This is a genomic window from Flavobacterium sp. GQ95, from assembly GCF_059758655.1.
In genome coordinates, this window is record NZ_JCAXEB010000008.1 from 141936 (window position 1) to 167842 (window position 25907).

Sequence of the window (25907 nt, forward strand, 5' to 3'; positions counted from 1 at the left end):
TGGTTATTAATAGCATTTTAAACGAAAAAAAGAGGCTTTTCGTGCCTCTTCTTCTATCTTATGGATTTACGGTTTCACCTTCCCAGTCCAGAATTCCACCAAGCAGATTATAGGCATTATCTATGCCTAACTCATTCATAATCTGACATGCTTTGGCACTTCTTGCTCCAGAACGGCAATACACGTAATAATTTTTGTTTTTATCTAACTCTTCGATTTCATAAATAAAACCTTGTCCTTTATTGATGTCAATGTTTACGGCATTCTCGATATAACCGTCATTAAATTCGTCCTCAGTTCTTACGTCCAGTATAACTGCATTCTCGTCAGCAGCAAGCTGATTAACCCAATCTTCTTGTGATAAATTCATAATAAATGTGTTTTTGTAAAATTACGACGTTTCGATTAATTAAAAACGTACCAAATGCGATTTCGATTATTATTCTCAGAAAACGTTTTAGAGAAAGTATTATAATCAGTGAAACACAAATTTACTTACTATTTTTAAAAATATAGTCTATAAAGTCGATCGAAAATAGGATTTTTTCATTTTCATAAAATGCAGCCAAATATGGTTTTCTGATAATTTATACCATTTCAATCTGCTATCTTTGTATCAAATGAGATGTTTTAATTTCATTTTGACAATTAAAGTTCAACCGCAAATTTCACAAATTTCACAAATTCCCTACCATCTCGCTTTGGTCTTGCTGAAAAAAAATAGCCACAGATTAATGGATAAAATGATTTTTATAAATAGTTAGGCACAAAAGTAATTAGTGGAAATTTGTGTAATTTGTGGTAAAAAATATAGTCACAGATTAGATGAGACTTAATCTGTGTAAACCAGTTCAATCGGTAAAATCCGTGGGCTATTAATTCTACAAACAGACCAATGCAAAATACATTAAAAGACATATTCCCGAATTTCTCCAATGAACTTCTTTCGACCATCGAAGAAAACGGAAGCGCGCAGGATTTTAAAGCCGGAACCATTTTAATGCGAACCGGACAATACATCAAAAACACTGTTTTAATTACTAAAGGAAAAATTAAAATCTATCGCGAAGGCGAAGATGGCGGCGAATTTTTAATGTATTATTTACAACCCGGACAAGCCTGCGCCATTTCAATGATCTGCACAGCCAAAAGCGAAAAAAGCCAGATCATGGCCAAAGTGGTCGAAGATGTTTCGGTTATGATGATTCCATTGCAAATGATGGACAAATGGATGATGGAACACAGATCCTGGTACGAATTTGTAATCGAAACCTATCGAAGCCGTTTTGAAGAAGTACTCGAAGTTGTTGATAATATCGCTTTCCGTTCGATGGACGAGCGTCTGGAGTTTTATCTAAAAAGGCATTCGGATGCCTGTGGCTGCTCTGAAGTAAATCTCTCCCATCAGGAAATCGCAACCGAATTAAATACTTCGAGAGAAGTTGTTTCCAGATTACTCAAAAAAATGGAACAAAGAGGTTTGGTCAAACTCAACCGCAACCAAATTGAATTATTAAAAAAGGTATAAGAACACGAATTTCACGAATTAACACGAAGGAATTGTCAGTTCGAGCGGAGTCGAGAACCCGCAAAGTATCTCGACTCCGCTCAATGTGACAATAAAAAAAATTCGTGATAATTCGTGTTTAATAACTTCTATGTGATAAATGTTACTGTAGATTTCTTTTTATCAAACCACCTTTGCATAAAAACAAATGCAATGGAATATCTGGGTTATTTTGCTTCGATCATTATCGGAATTTCACTTGGCCTAATTGGCGGGGGCGGATCCATTCTGACCATTCCAATTTTAGTGTATTTGTTTAAAGTAAATCCGGAGCAGGCAACTTCTTATTCTTTATTTATTGTGGGATTAACTGCAATGTCTGGCAGTTACAGCCATTATAAAATGGGAAATCTCAAACTCAAATCGGCATTATATTTTGCGATTCCGTCTGTGATTTCGATTTTGATTATTCGTGAAGTTATTTTTCCGCAGATTGCTTCTACCCTTTTTTCAATTGCCTCCTATTCTGTTTCGAAAGATTTTCTGATTATGATTATCTTTTCAGTACTGATGATTACGGCAGCGATTTCGATGATTCGAAAAAATCAACCTGAAATAAAAGGTGCCGAAACAAATTACATTCAACTTAGTTTTATAGGTTTCATTGTCGGAATCATAACTGGATTTCTGGGTGCCGGCGGCGGATTTTTAATTATTCCTGCCCTGCTCTTTTTCGCCAAATTACCCATGAAACAAGCTGTTGGAACTTCGTTATTAATTATCTCAATCAATTCCTCCATAGGTTTTGCCGGCGATCTGTACATCGGAACTCCCATCAATTATCCGTTTTTATTAGGTATTTCTGCAATGGCTCTTCTAGGTATGCTATTAGGAAGTCAGCTTTCTAAAAATATCGACGGAACTAAACTGAAACCTATTTTTGGCTGGTTTGTTTTGGTAATGGGGTTTTATATCATTACTAAGGAGGTTTTGTTTTAGGGATTTTGGTTTCTCGCAGATTTGGCAAATTTTTATTTAAATATTTTAATTTAGTTTTACTTGTAGAGTAATCTTTGTCAAAGTTTTGAGCTTTGACAAAGATGAAAACTAAAAGTGAAGAAATATTTAAGTATTTTTAAACGCTTGTATTTGAGTTTTTTTGCAAAGAAAAATAAGTTTACAAAAACGCTAAATGTAAAATCAGACACAATGAAAACCATAATCTTTTTATGCGGAGTTTATAACATTGGATTTGCGATTTTCCACACCGGTTTTTGGAAAATATTTCATTGGGATAAAGAATTGAAAAAAATAAGTTTTGCAAACAAGGCAATCATGCAAATCTTAAACATTCAAATTATTTATTATTTTCTTTTTACGGCCGTTATTTGCTTTGTTTTTCCAACTGAACTTGTAAACACTCCATTAGGAAATTGGTTTCTAGCAGGAACTTCTCTTTTTTGGCTCATTCGTACCCTACAGCAATTTGTTTTCTTAAGAGCAAATTACTACCAAATACATCTTCTAACTTTTATTTTTTTAATTGGAACTATTTTATTCGCTCTGCCATTACTTTTAAGGCTCTAATAAAGTTTTTCTGAAAATACAACTGATTCCTAATTAAGAAAGATTATTTATATCTTTTTTGTGGCAGAAGCTACAAAAAAAGGATACCGTTCGTATCCCTAACGCAGACTAGGGTAAATTAACGTTTTGTCTTTTTTTCAAATTTGATCAATAACATAATGAGATTGCTTCGTTCCTCGCAAAGACACACGCTATGTCATTGCGAGGAACGAAGCAACCTCAGTAGTACTATTTATACAAAAAACCGCTGGTTAAAACCAACGGCTATTCATATAATTGATTGCGAAAATTTGTGTAATTCGTGGCGAATAAAAAACATATTAATGCTCTCCATACCCAACATCATCCATCTTCCCGCTAAAAACACGATACTGAATAACAAAATAAACAATCACTAAAAACAAAGCAACAAAAAACCAGCTCAAACCAGCGTTCAAACCATATTCTCCTGCAGCAGTGTTGTAAATCGTCAAAGACGGATTCACATTATTAGTCGAAGGTAAAACATTCGGAAAAATCGAAACCGCTGTTGACGCAAATCCTCCTACTAAAAACAAAGTGGAGAATATAAATGCCTGACCGTCTTTTTTGAACGAACGGACTTTGAACAATCCTAAAAGACCAACAAAAGTCATAATAGGGAAAAACCAAAGAATTGGGTTTTCGATGAAATTATGAAACGGCTGAGGCTCGATAAAATGCCAGATTCCCAAGGAAATAAAAACCAATATCAACAATACAATATTCAGTTTAAAAACGATATTTTTAAGTTGTTCATTTAAAGACGAATTGGTTTTAAAGATAATCCAATTGGCACCATGAATCGTTAAAGCGACAACACTCACAATTCCCAAGAAAAGCGTAAACCAATCTATAATTCCTAATTCATTTGCCTGCGGGCTGAAAGTTGGATTCCATAAAGGCAAAAAGAAAAAATGCGGTTCCTGCGTTGAAACACCGTTTTGCACCATTCCGAGATTGACACCGCGAACGATATTCCCCAAAGCAATTCCGAAGAACAAAGCCAGAAGCAAACTCGCAATTCCGAAAGCTTTATCCCAAATCGATTCCCACATTGGATGATGTACTTGCCCACGCATCTCTAATCCGATGGCACGGAAAATCAACAGCCATAAAATCATAATCAAAGGCAAATAGAAGCCGCTGAAAGAAGAAGCATATAAAGTTGGGAAAGCAAAAAACAAAACACCTCCTGCAGCGATAATCCAAACCTCGTTGGCATCCCAAAACGGGCCAATCGAATTTGTAATTGCTTTTTTTTGCTGTTCATCTTTAGCCAAAAACAAATGAATAATTCCTGCTCCAAAATCATAACCGTCCAATACAATATACACGGCTAAAATTCCCATTAAAACGACGTACCAAAAAAATTCCATACTTATATTTTTTCTGTTGAAAGTTCCACATGATGAGGTCCTTTATTGATAATTTTTCCAATCAAAAGCAAAAACAACATTCCGAGCAACAAATACAATCCTATAAAACCTAATAAAGTAAATAAGGTATTTCCGGAAGAAACCGTTGGCGAAGCGCCGGCTGCAGTTCGCATTAAATTATAAACGAGCCACGGTTGTCTTCCTAATTCTGCAGTATACCAGCCTGTAGTGTTTGCGATATACGGAAACGGCATCATAAACATGAGCGACCATAAAATCCATTTGGTCTCGAACAATTTGCCTCTTATTAATTGAAAAAGGGAAAGGACCATCAAACCAATAAATACAGTTCCGAGTCCTACCATAATATGATAGGCATAATACAATCCTGAAATATTGGTTGGGTGCAAATCTTCTTCAAATTGATCCAAACCTTTAATTTCCTGGTCCCAATTTCCATAGGTAAGGAAGCTTAAAATATTAGGAACCGCGATTTTATTGTCCAGCTTTTTGTCTTTAACATCGGGCTGACCGATTAAAACAATTTCAGAGCCTTTTTTCTCGGTATGAAAAATTCCTTCCATTCCGGCAAAAGTTACGGGTTGATATTTTACAACGTTTTTTGCAAGTAAATCTCCCGTTGGAACAGCCACAATTATACTCGAAATCAATCCGAAAATAACGCCCGTTTTAAGAAACAATCTCCCAAAAGAAACATTCTTCTGACTCAGAATATAAAAAGCACCAATTCCAGCTACGACAAAAGAACTCGTCACCAAAGAAGCCGCCTGATTGTGTAAATAAGAAGGCCATAGCCACGGATTTAAAAATAAAGCCTTGAAATTCGTTAATACAAATTTTCCGTTCTCCAAAATTTCATATCCCACCGGATTCTGCATCCATGAATGCGTAGCAATAATCAAGTAACCGCTGGCCCAGGAACCAATCATGATTAGCACTCCAGTTACAAAATGCCATTTATGTCCGAGGAGTTTTTCTCCAAATAAAAATATGCCGAGAAATGAGGATTCTAAAAAGAAGGAAAACATCCCTTCCATCGCCAATGTCTGACCGATAATGCCACCGGTTAATTCAGAGAATTTAGCCCAATTGGTTCCGAACTGAAACTCCATCGGGATTCCGGTTACGACGCCCATTGCAAAATTCAGGGCGAAAATTTTCATCCAGAAATGTGTGGCGTGATTGTATTGTTCGTTTTGAGTTTTTAAATATTTCCATTTGAAATAAACAATGATCAAAGAGAGACCCATTGTAAGTTGCGGAAAAAGATAGTGAAAGGTAATTGTGAAGGCGAATTGCATTCGGTCATAAAAAAGCATTTCTTCCATTATAGTGGTATTTGGTTTTATGAAGTTCCACAAATTTACCCATTAAAACCCGAAATTCCCTGCTTAAAAAAAAGTTTATCCGTTGGTATTTGTTAAACTTTTCAACAATTGTAAAAGTAAAATTTACACTTATCGTTTGTGGCTTCTTTACCAAAGTTTGCCATAAAAACGTCTTTTAAGACAAAGAAATGGGGTTCTGCACATAAATGTGCTTATGTAAAACATAGCCCAAGGTTTCAACCTTGGGAACACAATCTTTGTATCCGTTTCTCCCATTCCCAAGGTTGAAACCTTGGGCTATGTTTTAATCTATTTCTTCAAAATACCATTTTCAACGCTTTCGTTTATTAAACCTTCAGCGTAATTCCACAACGTTTTTGAGCCTTCTTTTATGACACTCTTCTTTTCGTAAACCTTTTTATAGGGCACATCAAATTCCTTCCAGGTTCCTCCGTCGTTGGATGTGTTTTGTAATAAAGGTTCTAACCTATCCATCGATTTTGCAAACTTGGCTTCGTTGGTTTCGCCGGCTTCAAATTCTTCCCAAATAGCGATCATTTCCTCGGCTTGTTTTTTTGGAAGCAAACCAAAAATACGATTCGCTGCCAAGCGTTCTTCATCGGTATTATCGTGACTTTTTATTGTATCATAAATAAAAATATCGCCGGCGTCGATTTCTACAATATCATGAATCAGCACCATTTTTACCACTTTCAAAACATCGATCGGCTGATCTGAATGTTCTGCTAAAACGATCGCCATCAAAGCCAAATGCCAGCTGTGTTCTGCATCATTTTCGCATCGGTCGCTGTTAAAGAGCTTCGTTTTTCGCTGAATGTATTTTACTTTATCAATCTCTTTTATAAAAGCAATTTGATCCAATAAGTCTGTAGTATTCATAATGTTTAGTGTAGAGTTGTAAAATTACGTAGATTTTTTTTTCCACCATATAAGTGATGTAAGTTCATTTTAATCTTTGCGCATATATCTCAGCTGATAATTAGATCATATAAGTTTAATTCTCTAGAATCCTTACTTAATTTACTTATATGCCTTATATGGTGAAACAATCAAACGTTTTTTTACCATATAAGGCATATAAGTTCATTTAATGCGGTGCGCTATAACTCTAAATTGGTTAAACTTATATGGTAAAACCCGCCAAACATTTTTTTTCCACCATATAAGTTATATAAGTTCATTTAATGCGGTACGTTTTAAGTCAAAACTGTTTAAACTTATATGAGCTCATACAAGTTCAACGCAATTAAACTCCAACTTATAATTGCTTATATAACTTATATGGTAAAAAAAACATAACGATTGACAATCCAACTTATAATTGCTTATATGACTTATATGGTAAAACCCGCCAAAGCTTTTTTAGAAAAAGTCGAATTTCTGTAACATTAGTCACTTATTTTCCGAAAAAACAAAGTTACCTTTGTGGAACTTATTTTAGATTTCATATCATGAAAATTGAACAAATTTACACCGGATGCCTTGCGCAGGGTGCATACTATATAACGTCAAACGGAGAAGCGGCAATTATTGATCCGTTAAGGGAAATTCAGCCTTACCTGGATCGTTTGGAACGCGATCAGGTAAAATTGAAATATATTTTTGAAACACATTTCCACGCCGATTTTGTTTCGGGCCATATTGATTTAAGCAAAGAAACTGCTGCGCCAATCGTTTACGGACCAAACGCAGCCTGCGAATTCGATTGTATTTCTGCAGAAGACGGACAAGAATTTAAAATCGGAAAAATCACAATCAAAGCGCTGCATACTCCGGGACACACCATGGAAAGCACGACTTATTTATTGATTGACGAAAACGGAAAAGATCACGCAATTTTTTCTGGAGATACTTTATTTATTGGCGATGTTGGCCGTCCGGATTTAGCTCAAAAAGCAGCCGGAATGACGCAGGATCAATTGGCTGGAATTTTATTTCATTCTTTGAGAGATAAAATCATGACTTTGGCCGATGACGTAATTGTGTATCCGGCGCACGGTGCGGGTAGCGCTTGCGGGAAAAACATGAGTAAAGAAACCGTTTCGACAATCGGGAATCAAAAAGCAATGAATTATGCTTTGCGTACCGATATGACCGAAGCCGAATTTATTGCCGAAGTTACCGACGGCTTATTGCCTCCGCCAGCCTATTTCAGCATGAACGTAGCCATGAATAAAGGCGGTTACGAAAGCTTCGAATCGGTTTTGCATAACGGAATGAAAGCGATTGATGTTAAAGATTTTGAAGCTGTGGCCGAGGAAACCGGAGCATTGATTTTAGATACCAGAAAAAGCGGTGATTTTTATAAAGGATTTATTCCGCAGTCTATTAATATCGGAATCAACGGCGATTTTGCGCCGTGGGTTGGAACTTTGATTGCCAATGTAAAACAACCTATCATATTAGTAACCGAAAATGGTCTGGAAGAAGAAACTGTAACACGTTTAAGCCGTGTAGGTTTTGATTCGATTATCGGACATTTGGATGGCGGTTTTGAAGCCTGGCAAAAAGCTGGTTTTGAAGTGGATACGGTTAACCGAATTTCAGCAGAAGAATTTGCCGGTCAATTTAATATCAAAGAAGATAAAGTTGTTGATGTTCGTAAAGAAACGGAATACGAAGCAGAACACATCGAAGATGCTTATAGTAAACCTTTAGCTTATATTAATGACTGGGTAAAAGACATTAATCCAAACGAACATTTTTATCTGCATTGTGCTGGCGGTTACAGAAGTATGATTGCAGCGTCCATTTTACAAGCGCGCGGTTTCAGAAATTTTACCGAAATTGACGGCGGTTTTGGAGCTATTGCAAAAACCAATATTCCAAAATCAGATTTCGTTTGCCAAAGCAAGATTTTGAAAGCGTAAACATAAATTTTTCACCATATAAGTTATATAAGTTCATTTAATTTCGGTGCGTTGCAACTCTGAGCCGGTAAAACTTATATGAGCTCATATAAGTTCAGTGCGATTTAAACCCCAATTTATAATTGCTTATATCACTTATATGGTGGAAAAAACCATTCTAATTTTTAAAATAAACTATGAATCTACTAGAAATTATAAAAGAACCTTGGCCTTGGTACGTTGCGGGGCCGCTAATTGGATTGACTGTTCCTATTTTGTTAATTATCGGAAATAAATCTTTCGGGATTAGTTCGTCTTTGCGACATATTTGCGCGGCTTGTATTCCGGCGAATATTTCCTTTTTTAAATACGACTGGAAAAAAGAAAGCTGGAATTTATTTTTCGTTTTCGGAATTTTCCTTGGCGGTATTATCGCCGCTTATCTTTTAGCCAATCCAAATCCAGTTGAAATTACACCACAGCTTTCTGAGCAATTGGCTTCTTACGGTATTACGGATCATTCCGGATTATTGCCAAAAGAGCTTTTTTCGTGGGAAAGTTTATTTACGCTTCGTGGCTTTATCATGATTGTAGTTGGCGGATTCTTAGTGGGCTTCGGAACACGTTACGCCGGCGGATGCACGAGCGGACATGCGATTATGGGAATTTCAAATTTGCAATGGCCTTCATTGGTAGCGACAATCTGTTTTATGATTGGCGGTTTTATTATGGCTAATCTGATTTTACCTTATATTCTTGCTCTTTAGAATATTCTTTCACTTTAAAATTTCAACAATGAATAATTTAGAAAATAAAAATACAGATACAGAAGGAATCAACGCAAGTCAAATAAAAGATTCTGGATTATCAAATCTTAAATATCTTTTGGTCGGCATCTTTTTCGGAATTGTATTCGTAAAAGCTGAAATCATTAGCTGGTTCCGTATTCAGGAAATGTTTCAGTTGCAATCATTCTTTATGTATGGTGTAATTGGAAGCGCTGTTGTGGTTGGAATAATCTCCGTTCAGATCATTAAAAAATTCAACATCAAAACGATTCAGGGCGAAAAAATCGAAATTCAGCCAAAGGTTTTCAGCAAAGGACAAATCTATGGCGGATTGATGTTCGGATTTGGCTGGGCTATTACCGGAGCTTGTCCAGGACCTTTGTTCGCGCAGATTGGGACTGGAGTTACTGTAATTGTCGTTACTTTATTAAGTGCGATTGCAGGAACCTGGTTTTATGGTTTGATTAAAGACAAATTGCCTCACTAATACCTTATATAGTTAGATTAAAATGAGTTTATCAGAATTACAATTAAGAAAAGCAACTCTTGCAGAAGTTCCTCAAATTTGGGAAATTATACAGGATGCTATTGAACAAAGAAGATTAGAAGGAAGCAAACAATGGCAAGACGGTTATCCTAATGAACTTTCAATCACAAACGATATAAATAATGGTTTTGGCTACGTGCTTACAGAAAACGAAACTATTTTATGTTATGCTGCCATTATTTTCGATACAGAACCCGCTTACGAAGAAATCGAAGGCAAATGGCTGACTAACGGCGATTATGTTGTGGTACATCGTGTAGCAGTTTCAAAATTAGCAAAAGAAAAAGGTATTGCTACCAAACTTTTTGAACACATTGAAGGTTTAAGCATTGAAAATAATGTTTATAGTATTAAAGTAGATACTAACTTTGATAACATTCCAATGTTAAAAATTTTAGACAAGTTAAATTATACTTATTGTGGAGAAGTCTATTTTAGAGGCGGAGCGCGAAGAGCGTACGAGAAACAGTTAAATTAAAAATTACAATTTCAAATTATAAATTAAACCCGACATGTTTTGAAAACCTGTCGGGTTTCTTGTATTCTATGCTCGCGTGAGGGATAGGAGTAAGCTACCAAAGTAGCATGGATAGCCCGACAGCATCCCGGTGATAGGGCGTATAAGCGCAAAGTAAATTTGCCCTCTCATCGGGATGGTGGCACGCCCCTATAGATTTTAGATTTTAGATTTTAGATTTTAGATTTTAGATTTTCTAAACTCGACAGGTTTTCTAAACCTGTCGGGTTTATGTTTCAGGTTTCACGTTATGCTGAAACCTGAAACTTGAAAAATATACTAAGTTAGGGCGTGCCACTATTTAAAAAAAGGCCTAATGCAGTTTGCGCTCATTAGGCCTTTTTTTAAATAGTGTCGGGCTATCTAGTCCGCCGCGGCGGATTCCTCCTATCCCTCACGCGACCAAAATCCTTAAGAAGATCTTGTGTATTACGATACTTAACGAAAAATATTTCAGAAAATTCAGTAGCAAACATTATATAAACCCTATTTTAAATTAAAATTTTATAGTACATTTACTTTAACTTTATAGACTAAGTATAGTTATAAATTTCGCTTTAATCGAATTAACGAAAAATTAACACAACATTTGTATATACAACTATTAAAAGCTGTACATTTGTATATACAAATTATACACTTACGACTATGACAATTGAAGAGGTTATAAAAAGTACAGTTAAGATGGATAATGCGAAAAAAGTTATTCTGAATATCATGTACACGCAAAACGTAATTCAGGATCATTTCAGCGAGTTAATGAAACCGTATGATTTATCCGGAGAACAATATAATGTGCTACGTATATTAAGAGGACAAAAAGGAAATCCTGCTAATATGTGTGTCATACAGGAACGTATGTTGGCTAAAACCAGTAATACAACCCGATTAGTTGACAAACTTTTATTGAAAGATTATGTAACAAGAAATGTCTGCCCGGGAAATCGAAGAAAAATTGAAGTTTCGATAACTCAAAAAGGCTTAGATGTTCTAAAAGAATTAGATCCGAAGGTAGATGAACATGAGCGTTTGTTTGCCAGAAATATAAGTCCGGAAGAATTAGAATTATTAAATCAGTTATTAGAAAAATACCGAACCCAACAAAATTAATATTATGAGTACACTGTTAGAAAATCTAAATTGGAGATACGCAACCAAAAAATTTGATGCAACTAAAAAGATCTCTGCTTCAGATTTAAATACTTTAAAAGAAGCTGTTAGACTAAGCGCTTCTTCATACGGATTACAACCTTACAAAGTTATAATCGTAGAAAATCCAGAAATCAGAGAAAAATTGAAAGCAGCTGCTTACGGGCAAACTCAAATTACAGACGCTTCACAATTGTTTGTTTTTGCGAACGATTTAAATCTTGGCGCGGTTTCTGTAGATAATTATATCAAAAATATCAGCGAAACAAGAGGTGTTCCTGTGGAAGCCTTGGGTGGTTTCAGCGATATGATGAAAGGTACTATTGCAAACTTATCTGACGATGCTAAAAATATTTGGTCAGCAAAACAAACTTATATTGCTTTAGGAACTTTGTTAAGTGCTGCTTCTGAATTAAAAATCGATGCAACTCCAATGGAAGGTTTCAATGCAGCCCAATTTAATGAAATCCTAGGTTTTGACAAATTAGGCTTAAATGCTTCAGTTATTGCAACTGTTGGTTACAGACATAATGAGGACGACGCTCAACATTACAAAAAAGTTAGAAAATCTCACGAGGAATTATTTATCACTATATAATTATTATTAATCCAAAATCAATTTAACAACATGAAAAATTTAAAAACAATTGCAATAGCATTATTCGTAGCAGCGGCTAGTATTTCAGTAAATGCTCAAACTAAAAAGATCGACGTATCATCAAGTACTATCAAATGGGTAGGTAAAAAAGTAACTGGAGAGCATTCAGGAACTGTAAATTTCAAAGACGGATCTGTAATTTTCAAAGGAAAAAAATTAACTGGTGGAAGTTTTGTAGTAGATATGACTTCATTAACATCTACTGATTTAACTGGTGAATACCAAGGAAAATTAAACGGTCACTTAAAAGCTGATGATTTCTTTGGAACTGACAAATATCCAACTGCTAAATTAGTTTTCAAAAAAATTGGAACTACTAAAACGGCTAATGTTTATGCAGTTACTGCAGATTTAACTATCAAAGGAATTACTAAACCGGTAACTTTTGATTTAACTGTAAACCCAAACAGTGCTACAACTGCATTCAAAGTTGACAGAACTAAATACGATATCAAATACAACTCTGGTAACTTCTTCGAAAACTTAGGAGACAAAACTATTAATGACGATTTCGAATTAACAGTAGCTTTAAAATTCTAATATTTTAGAACTTTAAATCTTAATATTATAAGGAAACCTCAATAGCTCAAAACTATTGAGGTTTTTTTTACATTATTTCTAAAAGATAACATTCTTAATATTGAGATAACACTTTCATAACAACAGGCAAGACTTTGATTAACATTCGGCTTCTAATTTTGGGGAACTAAAAAAAAGAAACTAGAAATACAAATCATAGTTATGAAAACAAAAATACAAATTGCAATTCTAACTCTTCTGAGTAGCTTTTTTCTACAAGCCCAACAACAACCAAAAGGAATTATTGGCAATACCAACTGGCTGAACAACTGGACTAATTTCAAACCAGCCAATGTAGAATATAGTGAAGCCACCAATATTATTGCAGGAAATATTGATAAAGATACCCGATTAACAAAACGTAATACTTATCAATTGGTTGGTGTCGTTTATGTAACCAATAATGCTACTTTAACCATTGAACCCGGAACTGTAATTCGCGGCGACGATAAAACTTGTGGAACTCTTGTGATCACAAATGGCGCCAAAATTATGGCAGAAGGTTTAGAAACTGATCCTATCGTTTTTACATCAAACAAAGAAACAGTGGAAAGAAAACCCGGAGATTGGGGCGGAATTATTATCCTTGGAAAAGCGCCTATAAACACACTTGGCGGTTTACACACGTTGCCTTTTGACCTGGAACCCATGTTAAATCATTATGGAGGTCAGGATCCTGAAGACAATTCCGGAATTTTAAAATATGTTAGAGTTGAATATGCAGGTCGAAAACTAAGTTCGTTAAAAGAACTTAACGGAATCTCGTTAGCGGGAGTTGGAAGAAAAACCGTTTTGAGCAATATTCAGGTTAGTTATTCAAATGATGATTCTTTTGAAAGTTATGGTGGAGATTTAGTTATGAATAACTTGATTTCATACCGAACTACAGATGATGATTTCGATTTTACGCAAGGTGTTCAATGCAATATTAGTAATAGTATTGCCATTCGTCACCCCTTCTCATCTGACGTTTCAGGATCAAGATGTTTTGAAGTTGATTCGTATGATAAAATCGGAAATACGGATATGTCTAAAAAATTAACTAAAATTGACGCGACCAATATTACTTTGGTTAATCTGGAAGAAAACAATCAGGGATTGGTTAGAGAGTCTGTTTATGTTAGAGAGAATACTTATTTTAATTTATCAAATAGTATCATTTCAGGCTTTACTCCTTTTGTTTTATTAGAAGGAAATATTGGAGATGGCGATGTTAATTTATCTAAAATAACATTCAAAAACCTTGTAATTAACAATTGTAATGGAGGAATTACAAGCGAATCCGGAAGCGGAAATCCATCAATTCAAAAATTTTATGGAAATCCGATATTCTTTTTAGATTACACCAGACTTAAAAACAGCGAACTGTTCACAATGCCTAATATCAAAGGGAATCCGGACTTCAGAATGAATGTAAACAACACCCTTGCTATTGGAAATTAAGGATTTAAAAACGATCATTTCTGTTGAAATTTAACAAATTTATAAATTAAGAAAAGATTTTTTTGAAATTTTATGTCTCCAATTCCAAATTACATTTATATATTTGCCATATCAAAATAAGAAAATGAAAACATTAATGAACAATACTTGGTGGTGGAAGAATTTACGTCGAATGTCGTGAACAAAGCTTCCTATGGTATTGTAAAACTATAAATATAAAAGGCTTGTCATCACGACAAGCCTTTTTTTTTGGTCAAAACTAAAGCGAAAATATTCTAAAAATTAAAAACTATATACATTGAAACCTTTTATACTCAACACACACTACAAACAAATTCTGGCAGACACCATCACGCCGGTAAGTATTTATTTTAAAATCAGAGATAAGTTCCCAAATAGTCTATTATTGGAAAGTAGTGATTATCACGGAAATGATAACAGTTTCTCGTACATCTGCTGCAACCCAATTGCAACGATTAAAATCGAAAACGAAATTATTTCAAAAACTTTCCCTGACGGATCAACAGAGCAAATTGCTATTGATGCTTCAACGAATATTCCACAAGTAATTCAGGAATTTTCAAGCCAGTTTAAATCGGAGAAAAATGATTTTAAATTCATTAATAATGGTTTATTTGGATACATTTCTTATGATGCTGTTCGTTATTTTGAAAAAGTTTCGATTGCCAAAAAAGATAACGCTACTTTAATTCCGGATGTTTTTTATGCAGTTTACCAAAACATCATTGCGATCAATCACTTTAAAAATGAAGCTTACATTTTTTGTCATAGTGTTGATGGGAAAAACAACATTTCAGAAATTGAACAATTATTACAATCAAGAAACATTGCTTCTTATAAATTTACCAAAGAAGGTGAAGGTTTCTCAAACTTAACCGATGAAGAATTCAAACACAATGTAGCTTTAGCCAAAAAACATTGTTTCCGTGGAGACGTTTTTCAATTGGTTTTATCGCGTCGTTTTACACAAGGTTTCAAAGGCGACGAGTTTAATGTTTACAGAGCTTTACGCAGTATAAATCCATCTCCTTATTTATTCTTTTTTGATTATGGAGATTTCAAAATTTTTGGGTCGTCGCCCGAAGCACAAATTATCGTAAAAGACAGAAAAGCTGAAATTCACCCAATTGCAGGAACTTTCAAAAGAACCGGAAATGATGAACATGATGCCGTTTTAGCCAAACAACTTTCTGAAGACAAAAAAGAAAACAGCGAGCACGTTATGCTTGTCGATTTGGCCAGAAACGATTTGAGCCGAAATGGCCACGATGTAAATGTGGAAAAATACAGAGAAGTTCAGTTTTTTTCTCACGTAATTCACCTGGTTTCTAAAGTTACGGGACATTTGCACGACAAAGCTACAACAATGCAAGTAGTTGCCGATACCTTTCCTGCCGGAACTTTAAGCGGAGCACCAAAACACAGAGCAATGCAATTAATCGAAGATTACGAAAAAACAAATCGTAATTTCTACGGAGGCGCGATCGGCTTTATGGATTTTGAAGGAAACTTTAATCACGCAATCATGATTCGAACTTTTTTAAGTAAAAATCATCAACTGCATTGTCAGGCCGGAGCCGGAATTGTTGCCAGCTCAGACGAAGAAAGTGAAATGCAGGAAGTTTATAATAAATTAAGAGCACTGAATACAGCCTTGGAAATGGCAGAAAAAATATAGTTTTCAGTCGCAGTTTTCCAGTCAGAATCACAAGGACATAGAATGATCTGCGATGTCTCCCCGAGGTTGAAACCGTTGGAGACAAAGATTGATAAAACCAGAAACAATTAACAAACAAACCATAAATAATCATGAAAAAAGCAATTTCAATTTTATTTTTAATCATTACTATAACTTCTTGCAATTCGGAAAAAAAAGAGAATCCAATTGAAGGAACCTGGCGTCTTATATCAGCTGAAACGACAGAAAAAGATTCGACTTTCTCGACTTTCAATCCAAAAACAAAAATGATTAAAATTATAAATGATACCCATTTTGCTTTTTTCAATCATGATTTGAATAATGGAAAAGACAGTACAGCAGCAGTCTTCTTTGGCGGAGGCGGAAAATATACTTTGAATGATAGTGTTTACACCGAAAATCTGGAATATTTCAATAACCGTCAATGGGAAAATGGCAAATTTGAGTTCGTAGTAAAAATTAAAAATGATACGTTGACTCAAAAAGGAATTGAAAAAGTAGAAAAATTAGGAATCAATCGAATTATTACAGAAAAATACGTTCGGGAAAAATAAAAAAAGTTTTCAGTCGCAGTTTTCGGTCACAGATTAAAAACTTAGTCCCGAAGCTTCGGGACAGAACCTTAGCAACTTAGCACCTCAAAAAAATGAAAAAAATATTAGTTATAGACAATTACGATAGTTTCACTTATAATTTAGTGCACTATCTGGAAGATTTAAATTGCGAAGTTACCGTTTACAGAAACGACGAATTTGATATTGATGAAATCGCAACTTTTGATAAAATATTATTATCGCCTGGTCCTGGAATTCCGGATGAAGCAGGATTATTAAAAGAAGTCATTCAAAAATACGGACCAACAAAAAGCATTTTAGGTGTTTGTTTGGGTCAGCAAGCGATTGGAGAAGTTTTTGGAGGTACGCTTTCAAACCTTGACAAAGTATATCACGGTGTTGCAACAAATGTAAAAACGGTAGTTTCTGATGAAATTCTATTCGAAGGTTTAGGAAACGAATTCGAAGTAGGAAGATACCATTCATGGGTTGTTGACGCAAATTTGCCAGACGTTTTAGAAGCTACTTCAATAGACGAAAACGGTCAAATTATGTCACTAAGACACAAAACTTTTGACGTAAGAGGCGTTCAGTTTCACCCTGAAAGTGTTTTAACTCCAAAAGGAAAATTAATTTTAGAGAACTGGATAAAGAGCTAGTTTCTTTTGTGTCAAGTTTCAGGTTTCAGGTTAGCGAAACTTGAAACCTGAAACTTGACACAAAAAACTCAGAACCTTAGTCCCTTAGCAACTTAGAACCTTAAAAAATGGAAATAAAAATTTCAGATACAAAAGAAATCAACATTGAAGACATTTTGATTTTATACAAAGCCAACGAATGGAGTTCAGCCAACAAACCAAATGAATTATATAATGCTCTTTTAAACTCGGAGACCTTAATTACGGCTTGGGAAGGGAAAAAATTAGTTGGACTTGGAAATGCGATTTCTGATGGATTTTTAACGGTTTATTATCCGCATTTATTGGTTCTTCCGGATTATCAGGGAAAAGGAATTGGGAAAATGATCGTGGATAAAATGCAGGAGAAATACAGTCATTTTCACATGCAAATGTTAACCGCTGACGGAAAAGCAGTTGACTTTTATAAAAAAAACGGATTTGAAAGAGCCGGAAAAACAGAACCCATGTGGATTTATCAGGGAAATGAACATTAAAAAGTAGACAGTCTCAGTTTTCAAAAAAACTTAGAACCTCAATAACTTAGAATCTTAGCAACTTAAAAGATGAAATATATATTAAATAAATTAATCAACCACGAAGTGCTTTCTAAACAAGAAGCCAAAGACGTTTTGATTAATATCTCAAGCGGAAATTATAATCCAAGTCAGATTTCGGCATTTTTGACCGTGTTTATGATGCGAAGCATTACTATTGAAGAGCTTTCGGGTTTTCGTGAAGCTTTATTGGAATTATGTGTTCGCGTTGATTTATCAGCTTATAACACGATCGATTTGTGCGGAACAGGTGGCGACGGAAAAGACACTTTCAACATCTCAACTCTAGCATCATTTATATCAGCCGGAGCCGGAATAAAAGTGGCGAAACACGGAAATTACGGGGTTTCATCAATTTCAGGATCAAGCAACGTGATGGAAAAAATGGGAATAAAATTCAGCAATGACCCTTCATTTTTAGAAAAATGCATTGACAAAGCCGGAATTTGCGTTTTACATGCTCCCCTATTTCACCCTGCAATGAAAAATGTGGGACCAATCAGAAAAGAATTGGCGGTAAAAACGTTCTTTAATATGTTGGGACCAATGGTAAATCCGTCATTTCCACAAAATCAATTAGTGGGCGTTTTCAATTTAGAATTAGCGAGAATTTATGCCTATTTGTATCAAAGCACCGATGTGAATTTCACGATACTGCATTCGCTGGACGGCTATGATGAAATCTCTTTAACTGGTCCAACCAAAACGATCTCCAATCATATGGAAGGTATGTTGAAACCCGAAGATTTTGGCGTTCGTCTTTTATCTCAAACTGAAATTGAAGGTGGAAAAACAATCGAAGAATCGGCAGAAATGTTCACTAACATCATTTCAGGAAAGGGAACAGAAGCTCAAAATAATGTGGTTCTTGCAAACGCCGCAATGGCAATCGCAACAGTTACAAAATGTTCGCCATTAGAAGGATTTGAATTGGCGAAAGAAAGTCTTTTTTCAGGAAAAGGCTTAAAGGCATTACAGACATTACAAGAATTAAGTAAATAAAACAAACACAAATTTCACGAATTTGCACTAATAGATTTGCGCCTTTGTGTCTTTGTGGCAAAACAATAGCCATGAATATCTTAGATAAAATAATATTCGATAAACAACGAGAAGTCGTTCTTAAAAAATCGATCATTCCGGTTTCGCAATTAGAAAGTTCTGTGTTTTTTGGAAGAGAAGCAATTTCTTTAACTCAAAAATTGAGAACAAGTTCAACAGGAATAATTGCAGAACACAAACGTCGTTCGCCTTCAAAATCAGTAATCAATCATAACTTTACGGTTGAAGAAGTGGTTAAAGGTTATGAAAACGCAGGTGCTTGTGGGATTTCAGTTTTAACCGATGGAAAATATTTTGGAGGTTCTTTAGACGATTTACTATTGGCAAGAGCGAGTGTAAATATTCCGCTTCTTCGAAAAGAATTTATTGTTGACGAATACCAAATCCTGGAAGCCAAAGCTTTTGGAGCCGATTTAATTTTATTGATCGCTGCGGTTTTAACTCGTGAAGAAATCAAATCATTATCAGAATTTGCAAAGAAGTTAGGTTTGGAAGTTCTATTGGAAGTTCACAATCAGGAAGAATTAGAAAAATCAATTATGCCGAGTTTAGATATGATTGGCGTAAACAACAGAAACCTGAAAACCTTCGAAGTTAGTTTAGATTTCAGCAAACAATTGGCATCAAAAATCCCAAATGATTTTGTAAAAGTTTCTGAAAGCGGAATCTCATCAACCGAAGCCATCTCAGAATTAAGACCCTACGGTTACAGCGGTTTCTTAATTGGTGAAAACTTCATGAAAACAGATAACGCAGGACAAGCAGCGGTTGACTTTATAAGTCAGCTGTAGGCAATAAGCTATAGGCTGTAAGCTTTTAGCAAAAAGTTAAAATAAAAAATTAGTAAAAATAAAAAGCTTAAAGCCTATTGCCTAAAGCTTAAAGCGTAAAAAAATCAGCACAAAGCAAAAAAGCCTAAAGCTTATTGCTTAAAGCTTAAAGCATCAAAAAAAATGAAACTCAAAATATGCGGAATGAAATATCCTGAAAACATACTCGAAGTAGGTGCACTCCTACCCGATTATATGGGATTTATTTTCTGGGAGAAATCCGCTCGATATTTTAACGGAGAAATTCCGGAACTGATAGAAACGATCAAAAAAACAGGTGTTTTTGTCAATCAGACTCAGGAAGAAATTCTGGAAAAAGTTCAAAAATACAATTTACAAGCCGTTCAGCTTCATGGAAATGAGTCTGTTGAATTTTTATCAGAATTAAAAAAACAATTACCAAAAAAGATCGAAATCATAAAAGCATTTTCTGCGGATAATGACTTTGATTTTGAGATTTTAAAACCTTATGAAAGTGTCTGCGATTATTTTATGTTTGATACAAAAGGAAAACTGCCGGGCGGTAACGGAACCACATTTGACTGGACTATATTAAAAAAATATAAGTCTGATAAACCCTTCTTTTTGAGTGGTGGCATTGGAATAAATGAATTAAAAGCTATCGAAGAAATTTCAAAAAGCAATTTACCTATTTATGCTATCGATGTAAATAGTAAATTTGAAATCGAAGCGGGGCTGAAAAACAAAAATCTATTTAGCAATTTCAAACGAAAATTTGATGTTGCCAACTTTTAAACTTTAAACGAAATGAACTTTAACGTTAACGAAAAAGGATATTACGGAGAATTTGGAGGAGCTTACATTCCCGAAATGTTGTATCCGAATGTAGAAGAATTACGTCAGAATTATTTAAAAATAACAAGCGAGCCTGATTTTAAGGCTGAATTCGATCAATTGCTGAAAGATTACGTTGGGCGCCCTAGCCCGCTTTATTTTGCAAAACGTTTATCTGAGAAATACAATACTAAAATCTATCTAAAAAGAGAAGATTTAAATCATACCGGAGCTCACAAAGTCAACAATACCATCGGACAAATTTTGGTTGCAAAACGTTTAGGTAAAAAACGAATTATTGCCGAAACCGGTGCAGGTCAGCACGGTGTTGCAACTGCTACAGTTTGTGCATTAATGGGCTTGGAATGTATCGTTTATATGGGAGAAATCGACATTGCGCGTCAGGCACCAAACGTGGCTCGTATGAAAATGCTAGGAGCTGAGGTTCGTCCGGCACTTTCAGGTTCAAGAACGTTGAAAGATGCGACAAACGAAGCGATTAGAGATTGGATTAACAATCCGGTTGACACGCATTATATTATTGGATCTGCAATTGGCCCGCATCCTTATCCGGATATGGTGACGCGTTTTCAAAGTGTTATTTCAGAAGAAATCAAATGGCAGTTAAAAGAAAAAGAAGGTCGTGAAAATCCTGACTATGTTGTTGCTTGTATCGGTGGGGGAAGTAACGCAGCCGGAACGTATTACCACTTTTTGCATGAGCCTGAAGTTGGAATTATTGCCGTTGAAGCAGCCGGAAAAGGTGTTGACAGTGGTCATAGCGCCGCAACAAGCAAATTAGGAAAGGTAGGTGTCATTCACGGTTGCAAAACCCTTTTGATGCAAACACCAGACGGACAAATTACGGAACCGTATTCGATTTCTGCAGGTTTAGATTATCCAGGAGTTGGCCCTATGCACGCGCATTTGGCACAAACCGGACGTGGCGAGTTTTTCTCGGTAACAGATGACGATGCGATGAACGCAGGTTTACAACTAACAAAATTAGAAGGAATTATTCCGGCGATCGAGAGCGCGCATGCATTTGCTGTTTTAGATCAAAAGAAATTTAAGCCAACTGATATTGTTGTAATAAGTCTGTCTGGACGTGGCGACAAAGATTTAGACAATTATATTGATTATTTTAAGTTGTAAAATAAAACGAGAAAAATAATAATTATGGAAAAGTTATTCTCTTACGGAACATTACGGTCGAAAGAAATTCAAAGGCAAGTTTTTAATAGAATCTTAACCGGAACTCCAGACCAGCTTTTGGGGCATAAATTAAAAAGCCTGCAAATAGAAGAAGAATTTGGAATGGCAGACTATGTTGTAGTAATACCAAGCCCGGATCCGTCAGACATCATACATGGTGTAGTCTTTGATGTTTCTACAACAGATTTAGCTAAAGTAGATTTATTCGAATCTAATGCCTATAAAAGAGTTGAGGTTACCCTGAATTCCGGAACAGTTGCCTGGATTTATATGGAAAACTAATAAAAGTAAGCAATGATTCTAGCAGCAGCACAAACAAAACCAACGCGAGGAGATATTGATGCTAATTTAGCAGATCATTATCATCTTATCGAATTGGCAGTAAAAAATGGAGCACAATTAATAGCATTTCCCGAAATGTCAATTACAGGTTATGAAAGAGAAAATGCTCAAAAATTAGCTTTCAAAAAAGACGATTCGCGACTGGATTATTTAAAACAACTGGCTTCTGAAAATAATATTATCATTATTGCCGGTGCACCAATTCAAATAGGATCTGAATTGTTTATTGGAGAGTTTGTTATTGCTCCGGATAATTCAGTTTCCATTTATACGAAGCAGTTTTTGCATGAAGGCGAAGATGAATTTTTTCAATCGTCATTTGATTATAATCCGATGATAACCATTGAAGATCAAAAGATTTCATTTGCCATTTGTGCTGATATTGATAATCCGCTGCATCCGGAAAATGCCTGCAAAAGAGCCACTGATATTTATATCGCCAGTATTTTCTTTACACCTAACGGGATTCCGAATGCGTATCGAGACTTGCAAAATTATGCCGAAAAACATAAAATGAATGTTTTAATGTCAAACTTCGTTGGAGAATCTTGGGGTTATCCCTCAGCCGGACAAAGTGCTTTTTGGAATAATAAAGGAGAATTGGTTGGTCAAATGAGTGATTCGGATTCTGGACTTTTATTAGTGGAGAATAAAGATGATAATTGTACGAGTCGGGTTTTAAAAATTTAAAAAATAATGCCACAGATTTTACAGATTCTCACAGATCATTAAAAATTTTTTTAATCTGTGAAATCTGTGGCAAAAAATAATTTAATAAATAGCTACAAGGTTTTGGAAACCTTACAGGATTAAAATACAGAAACAAATGAACAGAATAACTCAAAAATTACAAGAAGATAAAAAGATACTTTCTATTTATTTTTCTGCTGGATATCCTAACTTAAACGATACCGTTCAGATTATTCAGGATTTAGAAAAAAATGGCGTTGACTTAATTGAAATTGGTTTGCCTTTCAGTGATCCTTTGGCAGATGGACCAACAATTCAGGCGAGTTCAACAGCGGCTCTTCATAACGGAATGACAACTCAAATCCTTTTTGATCAGCTGAAGAACATCCGCGAAAGCGTAAAAATTCCTTTGATTATCATGGGCTATTTTAATCCGATGTTACAATACGGAGTTGAGGCATTCTGTAAAAAATGCGCCGAAATTGGTATCGACGGATTAATTATTCCGGATTTACCGGTTGATGTTTATGCAGACGAATACAAAGCTATTTTTGAAAAATATGGATTAATAAATGTGTTCTTGATTACACCTCAAACTTCAGACGAACGCATTCGTTTTATCGACAGTGTTTCAAACGGGTTTATTTATATGGTAAGTTCGGCGAGTGTTACAGGTTCTCAATCTGGTTTTGGAAATATTCAGGAAAGTTATTTCGAAAGAATCGGAAATATGAATTTGAAAAACCCTCAAATTGTAGGTTTTGGAATTTCGAATAAAGAAACTTTTAATCAGGCAACGAAATTTGCAAAAGGTGCAATTATTGGAAGTGCCTTTATAAAGCATTTGAGTGAAAGTGGTTCCGGAAAAATTAAGGAGTTTGTTGGAGGGATTCGATAAAAACATTTTTTTAATTAAAGAGAAAAAGACATAGTATGTCATTTCTCCCAAAGGGAGAAATGACAAGATTGCGGAAATTCTAAGCTGAAATATTATATTTCAGCTTTTTTTTGCTCAAAAACCACTACACCGTTTTATGTTAATATTTTGTTAAACAAAAATTAAACAGTCGTTTAATTTAAACACTTGTTTAATTTTGTATTCGATTAGAAACACTACTATGTCGAACATCGAATTAAACGATAAAAAAATTCAGATTTTGGAGGTCGCTGAAAAGCTATTTTCAGAGAAAGGATTTGAGGGTACATCAATACGGGATATCTCAAAACATGCAAAAATTAATATTGCAATGGTCTCGTATTATTTTGGTTCAAAAGAAAGACTACTGGAAGCTTTAATTCTTTACAAAACTTCTGATTTAAAATTACAACTCGAAAATTTATTACAGGAAAATCTGGAACCGATTGAAAAAGTCAATAAATTAATCGAAATTTACATTAATAGAATTAGTTGTAACAAAGGGATTTTCAGAGTTTTACACTTTGAACTTAATTCAGAAAAGAGAGAAAAAAGCATGATTGCCTTTACCGAATTAAAAAAAGGAAATCTAAAATCTGTAGAAACTATTATAGCTCAAGGCCAGGCAAAAGGCGTATTCAGAAAAGATGTTATAATTCCGCTTCTCACACCGACCATAATCGGAACCTTTTTTCACTTTCACATGAATAAATCTTTTTTTGTCGAATTACTGAATTTAAAAACCGAAGAAATGTATAATAATTACATTAAAACCAGTCTTACAAAGCACATTCAACAAACTATAAAAGCGCTACTTGTTTATGAAAATTAATCCATTATTGCTCTTTGGTATTTTCTTCATCGGAATCTCATCAATAGAAGCACAAGAAAAAACAAGTTTAACCTTAGACGAAGCCGTTAAACTGGCTTGGGAAAAAAGTAACGAAGTTACACTTGCCAACACTAAGGTAAACACGAAAAAATACGAATTACAAGACGTTAAAAATAATCAGTTACCTGATTTAAAAATTTCCGGCCAATACCAAAGATTGACAAAAGCCTCGATTGATATGCACAATAACGGTGACGAGGCCAGTGCTGAACCAATGCCATCTCCGGATCAGGCAATGTTTGGTCAGGCAAGTCTTAGCTTGCCTCTATTTGCAGGATTTAAAATCCAAAATAGCATCAAAGCATCAGATAATTTATATGAAGCCGAAAATGCTTATGCAGCTAAAACAAAAGAAGATGTTGCTTTACGCGTGATAACCTATTACACTGCTTTATACAAAGCCCAAAAAACGTTGGATCTTTTAAATGAGAATCAAAAACAGGCAAAACAGCGTGTTACTGATTTTACTGAATTAGAGAAAAACGGCATCATTCCAAGAAATGATTTATTGAAAGCACAATTGTTAGTATCGAAAACACAATTAAATATTGATGAAGCCAATAACAACATCAACAATATTAATTATTATCTGACGACTTTGCTAAAATTAGACCCAAGCGTAAAACTGAGCGTTAATGAAGCTGACTTTTTTAATTTAAAAACAAGCAATGCACCAACATCTGATGTGTTAGCACTTGAAAACAGAAAAGATTTAGAGGCTATTCGTTTCCAACAAAAAGCAAGTGAAGCCAATATCAAAATTGCAAAAGCGGGTTACTACCCTTCTCTTGCCTTATTAGGCGGCTATACTGCTTTAGATCTTAAGGATTTTATTACGGTGAAATATGCTATGAATTTTGGAGTTGGTTTATCTTATGATTTATCTGGAATCTACAAAAACAATGCACATGTTAAAGAAGCTGAAAGCAGAGCTTTAGAAGTAAAAAATACAGAAGCTATCATGACAGATCGTATTAAAATTGAAGTTCAGAAATCTATTGAAGATTATGACTTAGCGATCAATCAAAGTGTAGTTTATGATGAAGCACTTCAGCAAGCCTCTGAAAATTACAGACTTGTAAAAGATAAATTCGACAACGGCCTATCAGATACTAATGATTTAGTTGAAGCTGATGTTGAGCACTTAAGCGCTAAAATCAACACTGCATTATCAAAAGCGACTATAATTCAAAAATATTACGAATTATTATCAGTATCAGGACAATTATCACAATCATTCAATCTTTCTAAAATATAATCGATAGC

The 25907-nt window shown here is 34.8% G+C and carries 28 protein-coding genes; 24 read left to right on the forward strand and 4 right to left on the reverse strand.

Annotation, left to right across the window (positions count from 1 at the left end; genetic code table 11):
• Positions 1 to 58: 58 nt before the first annotated feature.
• Complete coding sequence (locus tag AC6CH4_RS16220) at positions 59 to 370, reverse strand: rhodanese-like domain-containing protein (RefSeq protein WP_089350670.1); 312 nt, start codon at positions 368 to 370, stop codon at positions 59 to 61.
• A 525-nt stretch (positions 371 to 895) separates the two neighbouring features.
• Here AC6CH4_RS16220 and AC6CH4_RS16225 point away from each other — a divergent pair.
• The 3 genes from AC6CH4_RS16225 to AC6CH4_RS16235 all read left to right on the forward strand — a co-directional run bounded on the left by AC6CH4_RS16225 (position 896) and on the right by AC6CH4_RS16235 (position 3094).
• Complete coding sequence (locus AC6CH4_RS16225) at positions 896 to 1528, forward strand: Crp/Fnr family transcriptional regulator (protein WP_498104752.1); 633 nt, start codon at positions 896 to 898, stop codon at positions 1526 to 1528.
• Between the two features lie 192 nt (positions 1529 to 1720).
• Positions 1721 to 2506, forward strand: coding sequence for a sulfite exporter TauE/SafE family protein (locus tag AC6CH4_RS16230; protein WP_498104754.1), 786 nt, complete (start codon positions 1721 to 1723; stop codon positions 2504 to 2506).
• 210 nt (positions 2507 to 2716) lie between these two features.
• Positions 2717 to 3094, forward strand: a complete 378-nt coding sequence (locus AC6CH4_RS16235) for a hypothetical protein (protein ID WP_498104756.1) — start codon at positions 2717 to 2719, stop codon at positions 3092 to 3094.
• Positions 3095 to 3414: 320 nt separating this feature from the next.
• Here AC6CH4_RS16235 and cydB read toward each other — a convergent pair whose 3' ends face one another.
• From cydB to AC6CH4_RS16250, 3 genes are all read right to left on the reverse strand, one after another.
• Positions 3415 to 4491 (reverse strand): cytochrome d ubiquinol oxidase subunit II, encoded by a 1077-nt coding sequence (cydB, locus tag AC6CH4_RS16240; RefSeq protein ID WP_498104758.1) that lies wholly within the window; start codon positions 4489 to 4491, stop codon positions 3415 to 3417.
• A gap of 2 nt (positions 4492 to 4493) precedes the next feature.
• Positions 4494 to 5840 carry a cytochrome ubiquinol oxidase subunit I gene (locus tag AC6CH4_RS16245; protein WP_492966223.1) on the reverse strand — a complete coding sequence of 449 codons (1347 nt, stop codon included), beginning with the start codon at positions 5838 to 5840 and terminating at the stop codon, positions 4494 to 4496.
• Positions 5841 to 6149: 309 nt separating this feature from the next.
• Positions 6150 to 6740 (reverse strand): HD domain-containing protein, encoded by a 591-nt coding sequence (locus AC6CH4_RS16250; protein WP_498104760.1) that lies wholly within the window; start codon positions 6738 to 6740, stop codon positions 6150 to 6152.
• Positions 6741 to 7312: 572 nt separating this feature from the next.
• Here AC6CH4_RS16250 and AC6CH4_RS16255 point away from each other — a divergent pair.
• The 21 genes from AC6CH4_RS16255 to AC6CH4_RS16355 all read left to right on the forward strand — a co-directional run bounded on the left by AC6CH4_RS16255 (position 7313) and on the right by AC6CH4_RS16355 (position 25899).
• Complete coding sequence (locus AC6CH4_RS16255; RefSeq protein ID WP_498104762.1) at positions 7313 to 8731, forward strand: MBL fold metallo-hydrolase; 1419 nt, start codon at positions 7313 to 7315, stop codon at positions 8729 to 8731.
• Positions 8732 to 8907: 176 nt separating this feature from the next.
• Complete coding sequence (locus AC6CH4_RS16260) at positions 8908 to 9477, forward strand: YeeE/YedE family protein (protein WP_072972870.1); 570 nt, start codon at positions 8908 to 8910, stop codon at positions 9475 to 9477.
• A gap of 28 nt (positions 9478 to 9505) precedes the next feature.
• Positions 9506 to 9985 (forward strand): DUF6691 family protein, encoded by a 480-nt coding sequence (locus AC6CH4_RS16265; protein WP_498104764.1) that lies wholly within the window; start codon positions 9506 to 9508, stop codon positions 9983 to 9985.
• Between the two features lie 22 nt (positions 9986 to 10007).
• A complete protein-coding gene (locus AC6CH4_RS16270) occupies positions 10008 to 10523 on the forward strand; it encodes a GNAT family N-acetyltransferase (protein WP_498104766.1) in 516 nt (171 codons plus the stop codon).
• Between the two features lie 687 nt (positions 10524 to 11210).
• The gene (locus tag AC6CH4_RS16275) at positions 11211 to 11672 is read left to right on the forward strand and encodes a MarR family winged helix-turn-helix transcriptional regulator (protein ID WP_498104768.1); all 462 of its coding nucleotides are present in this window, start codon (positions 11211 to 11213) and stop codon (positions 11670 to 11672) included.
• Between the two features lie 4 nt (positions 11673 to 11676).
• Complete coding sequence (locus tag AC6CH4_RS16280) at positions 11677 to 12309, forward strand: NAD(P)H-dependent oxidoreductase (protein WP_498104770.1); 633 nt, start codon at positions 11677 to 11679, stop codon at positions 12307 to 12309.
• 30 nt (positions 12310 to 12339) lie between these two features.
• Positions 12340 to 12909, forward strand: coding sequence for a YceI family protein (locus AC6CH4_RS16285; protein ID WP_498104772.1), 570 nt, complete (start codon positions 12340 to 12342; stop codon positions 12907 to 12909).
• Positions 12910 to 13110: 201 nt separating this feature from the next.
• The gene (locus AC6CH4_RS16290) at positions 13111 to 14391 is read left to right on the forward strand and encodes a beta-helix domain-containing protein (RefSeq protein ID WP_498104774.1); all 1281 of its coding nucleotides are present in this window, start codon (positions 13111 to 13113) and stop codon (positions 14389 to 14391) included.
• A gap of 298 nt (positions 14392 to 14689) precedes the next feature.
• On the forward strand, positions 14690 to 16090 hold the full coding sequence (locus AC6CH4_RS16295) for an anthranilate synthase component I family protein (protein WP_498104776.1): 1401 nt from the start codon (positions 14690 to 14692) through the stop codon (positions 16088 to 16090).
• A gap of 131 nt (positions 16091 to 16221) precedes the next feature.
• The gene (locus AC6CH4_RS16300) at positions 16222 to 16665 is read left to right on the forward strand and encodes a hypothetical protein (RefSeq protein WP_498104778.1); all 444 of its coding nucleotides are present in this window, start codon (positions 16222 to 16224) and stop codon (positions 16663 to 16665) included.
• 92 nt (positions 16666 to 16757) lie between these two features.
• Entirely contained in the window at positions 16758 to 17324 is a 567-nt protein-coding gene (locus AC6CH4_RS16305) for an anthranilate synthase component II (RefSeq protein ID WP_056195974.1), read from the forward strand.
• A gap of 107 nt (positions 17325 to 17431) precedes the next feature.
• On the forward strand, positions 17432 to 17839 hold the full coding sequence (locus AC6CH4_RS16310; protein WP_498104780.1) for a GNAT family N-acetyltransferase: 408 nt from the start codon (positions 17432 to 17434) through the stop codon (positions 17837 to 17839).
• A 69-nt stretch (positions 17840 to 17908) separates the two neighbouring features.
• Positions 17909 to 18901, forward strand: a complete 993-nt coding sequence (trpD, locus tag AC6CH4_RS16315; RefSeq protein ID WP_498104782.1) for an anthranilate phosphoribosyltransferase — start codon at positions 17909 to 17911, stop codon at positions 18899 to 18901.
• A gap of 71 nt (positions 18902 to 18972) precedes the next feature.
• The gene (gene trpC / locus AC6CH4_RS16320) at positions 18973 to 19752 is read left to right on the forward strand and encodes an indole-3-glycerol phosphate synthase TrpC (RefSeq protein WP_498104784.1); all 780 of its coding nucleotides are present in this window, start codon (positions 18973 to 18975) and stop codon (positions 19750 to 19752) included.
• Positions 19753 to 19914: 162 nt separating this feature from the next.
• Positions 19915 to 20547, forward strand: coding sequence for a phosphoribosylanthranilate isomerase (locus AC6CH4_RS16325; protein WP_498104786.1), 633 nt, complete (start codon positions 19915 to 19917; stop codon positions 20545 to 20547).
• A gap of 12 nt (positions 20548 to 20559) precedes the next feature.
• The gene (gene trpB, locus AC6CH4_RS16330; RefSeq protein WP_498104788.1) at positions 20560 to 21741 is read left to right on the forward strand and encodes a tryptophan synthase subunit beta; all 1182 of its coding nucleotides are present in this window, start codon (positions 20560 to 20562) and stop codon (positions 21739 to 21741) included.
• A 24-nt stretch (positions 21742 to 21765) separates the two neighbouring features.
• Positions 21766 to 22083 carry a gamma-glutamylcyclotransferase family protein gene (locus AC6CH4_RS16335; protein ID WP_498104790.1) on the forward strand — a complete coding sequence of 106 codons (318 nt, stop codon included), beginning with the start codon at positions 21766 to 21768 and terminating at the stop codon, positions 22081 to 22083.
• A 12-nt stretch (positions 22084 to 22095) separates the two neighbouring features.
• Positions 22096 to 22833, forward strand: a complete 738-nt coding sequence (locus AC6CH4_RS16340) for a carbon-nitrogen hydrolase family protein (protein ID WP_498104792.1) — start codon at positions 22096 to 22098, stop codon at positions 22831 to 22833.
• Between the two features lie 136 nt (positions 22834 to 22969).
• The gene (gene trpA, locus AC6CH4_RS16345; protein ID WP_498104794.1) at positions 22970 to 23731 is read left to right on the forward strand and encodes a tryptophan synthase subunit alpha; all 762 of its coding nucleotides are present in this window, start codon (positions 22970 to 22972) and stop codon (positions 23729 to 23731) included.
• 220 nt (positions 23732 to 23951) lie between these two features.
• Entirely contained in the window at positions 23952 to 24581 is a 630-nt protein-coding gene (locus AC6CH4_RS16350; RefSeq protein WP_072972904.1) for a TetR/AcrR family transcriptional regulator, read from the forward strand.
• Entirely contained in the window at positions 24571 to 25899 is a 1329-nt protein-coding gene (locus AC6CH4_RS16355) for a TolC family protein (RefSeq protein WP_498104796.1), read from the forward strand. Before AC6CH4_RS16350 ends, AC6CH4_RS16355 begins: the two co-directional genes overlap by 11 nt.
• The last annotated feature ends 8 nt before the right edge of the window (positions 25900 to 25907 follow it).

Excerpts from the sequence above, each read along its gene's own strand:
- AC6CH4_RS16350 (WP_072972904.1), top strand. The coding sequence starts at position 23,952 with ATGTCGAACATCGAATTAAACGATAAAAAAATTCAGATTTTGGAGGTC.
- AC6CH4_RS16285 (WP_498104772.1), top strand. The coding sequence starts at position 12,340 with ATGAAAAATTTAAAAACAATTGCAATAGCATTATTCGTAGCAGCGGCT.
- AC6CH4_RS16260 (WP_072972870.1), top strand. The coding sequence starts at position 8,908 with ATGAATCTACTAGAAATTATAAAAGAACCTTGGCCTTGGTACGTTGCG.
- trpD (WP_498104782.1), top strand. The coding sequence starts at position 17,909 with ATGAAATATATATTAAATAAATTAATCAACCACGAAGTGCTTTCTAAA.
- AC6CH4_RS16325 (WP_498104786.1), top strand. The coding sequence starts at position 19,915 with ATGAAACTCAAAATATGCGGAATGAAATATCCTGAAAACATACTCGAA.
- AC6CH4_RS16275 (WP_498104768.1), top strand. The coding sequence starts at position 11,211 with ATGACAATTGAAGAGGTTATAAAAAGTACAGTTAAGATGGATAATGCG.
- AC6CH4_RS16290 (WP_498104774.1), top strand. The coding sequence starts at position 13,111 with ATGAAAACAAAAATACAAATTGCAATTCTAACTCTTCTGAGTAGCTTT.
- AC6CH4_RS16310 (WP_498104780.1), top strand. The coding sequence starts at position 17,432 with ATGGAAATAAAAATTTCAGATACAAAAGAAATCAACATTGAAGACATT.
- AC6CH4_RS16255 (WP_498104762.1), top strand. The coding sequence starts at position 7,313 with ATGAAAATTGAACAAATTTACACCGGATGCCTTGCGCAGGGTGCATAC.
- trpB (WP_498104788.1), top strand. The coding sequence starts at position 20,560 with ATGAACTTTAACGTTAACGAAAAAGGATATTACGGAGAATTTGGAGGA.
- AC6CH4_RS16305 (WP_056195974.1), top strand. The coding sequence starts at position 16,758 with ATGAAAAAAATATTAGTTATAGACAATTACGATAGTTTCACTTATAAT.
- trpC (WP_498104784.1), top strand. The coding sequence starts at position 18,973 with ATGAATATCTTAGATAAAATAATATTCGATAAACAACGAGAAGTCGTT.
- AC6CH4_RS16300 (WP_498104778.1), top strand. The coding sequence starts at position 16,222 with ATGAAAAAAGCAATTTCAATTTTATTTTTAATCATTACTATAACTTCT.
- trpA (WP_498104794.1), top strand. The coding sequence starts at position 22,970 with ATGAACAGAATAACTCAAAAATTACAAGAAGATAAAAAGATACTTTCT.
- AC6CH4_RS16270 (WP_498104766.1), top strand. The coding sequence starts at position 10,008 with ATGAGTTTATCAGAATTACAATTAAGAAAAGCAACTCTTGCAGAAGTT.
- AC6CH4_RS16220 (WP_089350670.1), bottom strand. The coding sequence starts at position 370 with ATGAATTTATCACAAGAAGATTGGGTTAATCAGCTTGCTGCTGACGAG.
- AC6CH4_RS16225 (WP_498104752.1), top strand. The coding sequence starts at position 896 with ATGCAAAATACATTAAAAGACATATTCCCGAATTTCTCCAATGAACTT.
- AC6CH4_RS16230 (WP_498104754.1), top strand. The coding sequence starts at position 1,721 with ATGGAATATCTGGGTTATTTTGCTTCGATCATTATCGGAATTTCACTT.
- AC6CH4_RS16265 (WP_498104764.1), top strand. The coding sequence starts at position 9,506 with ATGAATAATTTAGAAAATAAAAATACAGATACAGAAGGAATCAACGCA.
- cydB (WP_498104758.1), bottom strand. The coding sequence starts at position 4,491 with ATGGAATTTTTTTGGTACGTCGTTTTAATGGGAATTTTAGCCGTGTAT.
- AC6CH4_RS16250 (WP_498104760.1), bottom strand. The coding sequence starts at position 6,740 with ATGAATACTACAGACTTATTGGATCAAATTGCTTTTATAAAAGAGATT.
- AC6CH4_RS16355 (WP_498104796.1), top strand. The coding sequence starts at position 24,571 with ATGAAAATTAATCCATTATTGCTCTTTGGTATTTTCTTCATCGGAATC.
- AC6CH4_RS16235 (WP_498104756.1), top strand. The coding sequence starts at position 2,717 with ATGAAAACCATAATCTTTTTATGCGGAGTTTATAACATTGGATTTGCG.
- AC6CH4_RS16340 (WP_498104792.1), top strand. The coding sequence starts at position 22,096 with ATGATTCTAGCAGCAGCACAAACAAAACCAACGCGAGGAGATATTGAT.
- AC6CH4_RS16335 (WP_498104790.1), top strand. The coding sequence starts at position 21,766 with ATGGAAAAGTTATTCTCTTACGGAACATTACGGTCGAAAGAAATTCAA.
- AC6CH4_RS16280 (WP_498104770.1), top strand. The coding sequence starts at position 11,677 with ATGAGTACACTGTTAGAAAATCTAAATTGGAGATACGCAACCAAAAAA.
- AC6CH4_RS16245 (WP_492966223.1), bottom strand. The coding sequence starts at position 5,840 with ATGGAAGAAATGCTTTTTTATGACCGAATGCAATTCGCCTTCACAATT.